Genomic DNA, 3,614 nt, shown 5'->3' with positions numbered 1-3,614 from the left:
TATAAGAGACAGAGCAACAATAGCTAATTATTCGATTTATTATAATCTCGATTTAGGTTATCAACATTCAATTTCGTATAAAAAACACTCTAAGCTTTATCTTATATTTGTTACTTTTATTTTGTAGGGCTGTGATACCTCTAGCAAAGACTACTAGTCATTAAGCAACCCAAAAGATGCTTAAGTCCCATTTTCTAATAATTATTCTAATTCGTCTATCAATAGCCCGCTCGTTCCACACAATTGAGCTTCGCTTCGTGCCGCACTTAGCAAGTTTTGATATATAACTTAGATACTCAATCTTTTCTGTAATGGCCGGGCCACAGGGCTTAGTACCCTCTTAGCCTTTTTAACGGATCTTTAAGTTCTTCAATAGCAGGATTGCGTGGCATCATGTAAGAAACTGGCTGTGAAAATGATATACCAGTGCGGGATAATGCCTCTATGCGGTAGCCACTCTCAACTTTGCCGCCGATCCGCTGTGTACAGGACTTTCCGATCCGTACATAGCGGTTGAGTACTGCCCGTGATCGATTCTGCTTCACTTGAATCTGTAATGCTTGGTCATTTCTATTATTAAGATCATTAGATAGGGAAGCATTACACTTCTCTACATCACTGGCCCATGAGCGAGTTTTCAACAATAATTCGGTGCCATCTGCATACTCAGCCGCTACTTTTTGTACTACTAAATTAGCAATGCGATTAGCATCAGCGGAAGTGATAAAACCATTTTTATGTAGCACTTTTTGTGCTTCATCTGAGATCAACTCACGAATTGTTGCCCCTGTTGGCGTAAAATCTGCATCATCATGGCAAAGTGCGAAAAATGACTCATCTTGCTTATAACCCTCAATGACCGCTGTAGCATCCTTCCAGTCCATCCCTTTCACGACAAGTTTTTGTACGGAACCGTGAGTGGAATCATATAGATCGCCATATTGCCCTAATTGCACACAGTTGTTCTGAATGTCGGCTGACAAGGCATCTAGCTTCATATCTCGCTCTTTTTTATTCGCTTCAGCGATTATCCGTTTTTCCTCACGAATTTGCTCTGCTGACTGTACATCACCATCTTCCATTCGTGGGAAGAACACGTTAAACCCAAATGCATGTAAACGCTGAGAGAACACATTGAAATCGTTACGGCTCACCTGAGCACGGTAGCTGAAGTAGTCATAATCGACGCTGGTGCTACTGACATAAAATTTTCCATGACGGAAGTACACCATGTCCTGTGCCATATCTCCGCTGAACTGCTTTATGAATGAGCGTCGTAATGCTTCAGTCTGAATCCTTTCATAACCGCTTTGTAACGAATCACACAGTACTTTGGCATCATGAACGACTGTATCCCTGTTGTACTCTTCAATGTCTTCTACAGTGCGTTTATCAACGAAATACCATACATTTTTAGCGGTATTGACATTGCGAAAACGATTCGTGAATTGCTCTATACGATCTGGGTCTAAATCGTCCCAAATGACTACATCAACACTATCAAGTTTATCTTCGATACTAAGCCCTTCAACAATGCTGTTAGTACCGATAATCACTTCGTAATCGTTCATCTGGCCTGATTTGAAAAATCGACTGATTTCATCAGTATCTTTCACATCTGCATTAACAATTAGGGACTTACGATCAATTCGATTCTGCACCACTTTGCAAAACTTCTTGTCGTTGACAAGAACGATAGTTCTGTTTGTTAACATATTGATATGTTGGATAATCGAAGCATCTTTGTTTGTGCAAAAAATAGGATAAAGATTCTTCTGTGCCTTGCTTGGTTTACGGAGGCGGTACACTTTACTGAAATTGATACTGCTGAAGTATTCTGCTTTAACTGTACCTGACATAAGTACTACCGATTTAAATGCATCAAATGTTGATATTAATCTATTGATTAGATTGCTTTTATACGAATAGTCGCATATCAAACCGTGAGCTTCATCGACAACTAATGTCATATCCTTAAAGATACTTTTATCCTTTGTATTGATAATACTTTCGATCTGGTTCCACGTACCAACATTGCCTCTCGTTAGGTTGTTAGTATCACTAATACTCTCGACAATGCTCGTAAGCGGAGCAACAAACTTGATATTTTTACGCGATGACCAGTACTTCGTCTTGCCCGTACCTACAGAGCTGATAAGAAGTGAAACGCCAGAACTGAAATCCATCTGTTCGACATAATCAGACAAATATTCATCTTCTGCTAGAGTCCAGTCACCATCGTACCGTGTATCAACCTGAACATGCGGTAATACCTGTACCGCACGCACAATGCGACGTTCGATGGCTGGAATTCGAATTCCTTTCGCCACATTCTTATAAAGCCCTTCAACTCGTGCATAGGCTGCATCAGCCCCATTCCATATTTGTTCACTGGTATTCGTTGCTCCAGGACGTGCAACTGCATCAAGTACTGTTTTTGATGTAAACCAATCCATACCGACTAGCTTTAAGCGGTTCGCAAGAATACGGCGATCTTCATAGCCTAGCTGATTACAGCAATGCTCTGTGATCGCCTGTGCTAAGTCGCCCATCTCATCGGATGTGAAATTTAAGTCAGACCAAGTGGTAGTACTGACTATTGTTTCTAAACTAAGTGCTGGCACATACTGAATATCATTCCCTGGGTCGATCCATTTTCCAACACCATGATAATAAATGAATTTATCCACATGAGCAGTGTTCAACATTGGGAAGTATTGGATCTGTAGACTCTTACTAAAAGACTGATCAGAGTATGGGAAACGTTCATTTAATGAGCTTGCATAGTACTTCCACTCGTAAGGTGTCAAAGGACTATGCAAAGGCATTACAACCCTGAAACGATCCCCTTCTTTAATACCCGTGCCTCCTGAACTGTACATAACGTATTCAAATTGTCTCAGATCTTCCTGAACTTCTGAAACCGTAGCTCCACCATCAATGTCAAGTACTATCGCATGGAATGCCACAACATTTTCGCTGCTCCTTGGCTTGCCTGGCTGCATTTCACCAAACACAAAACCATCGAATCCCTGCTTACATTGATCATATGAAGCTTTGTCGATTGCAGAGAATGTTTTCCATTCATCTTTATTGATAACACCCTCAACAAACCCTGCCCATTCAATATCTTGATGTAATGTGTTTGCAACACGCTGTCCTTTAGCTGCTGCTTTTTCCTTAACTGCATCATTATCAGATGCATATCTATTTTCGAATGCTGTAATTTTCATTTTAACTCCTTGTTAATTATGTATTTTTATCTTCCTTTGATTTTGTGTTACTTTTGGCCCAAATTTTTAGGTTAAAATTTGGGCTAAGATCTAGCCCAATGCTTGTTGCTTATTTATTAGGTATTGAATCGCACCCGAGCGTGTACGACATGTACCATTATTGATCAACATATCCAGTACAGTTACTTGTCTATCATTCAGTCGTACCGGAGTATAGTATTCCTTTTTTTCTTTCATTGTGTTAAGCTCCCTAGTTACAGATAGCAAAAAACAACCGCCATATTGAGTATGGAAGTTGTTGTTCGTCGATTTTTTCCCATATTATACCAGCTAATTTTTTAGCGTTTCAAAAAAATCAATTCATAGTGGTATATGAAATTT

The 3,614-nt window shown here is 39.8% G+C and carries 1 protein-coding gene; it reads right to left on the bottom strand.

The window, feature by feature from the left end:
* Positions 1-329: 329 nt before the first annotated feature.
* Entirely contained in the window at positions 330-3,233 is a 2,904-nt protein-coding gene (locus J1782_RS00420; RefSeq protein ID WP_217151927.1) for a hypothetical protein, read from the bottom strand.
* Positions 3,234-3,614: the final 381 nt, after the last annotated feature.

Origin of the sequence: Rahnella sp. BCC 1045, assembly GCF_019049615.1 — a bacterium.
In the GTDB taxonomy this organism is placed as follows: Bacteria; Pseudomonadota; Gammaproteobacteria; order Enterobacterales; family Enterobacteriaceae; genus Rahnella; species Rahnella contaminans.
The sequence above is the reverse complement of the archived record's forward strand: the minus strand, read 5'-3'. Positions and strand labels throughout refer to the sequence as shown.

Bases quoted from the DNA above. Each gene is read 5' to 3' on its own strand.
- J1782_RS00420 (WP_217151927.1), bottom strand. From the start codon at position 3,233: ATGAAAATTACAGCATTCGAAAATAGATATGCATCTGATAATGATGCA.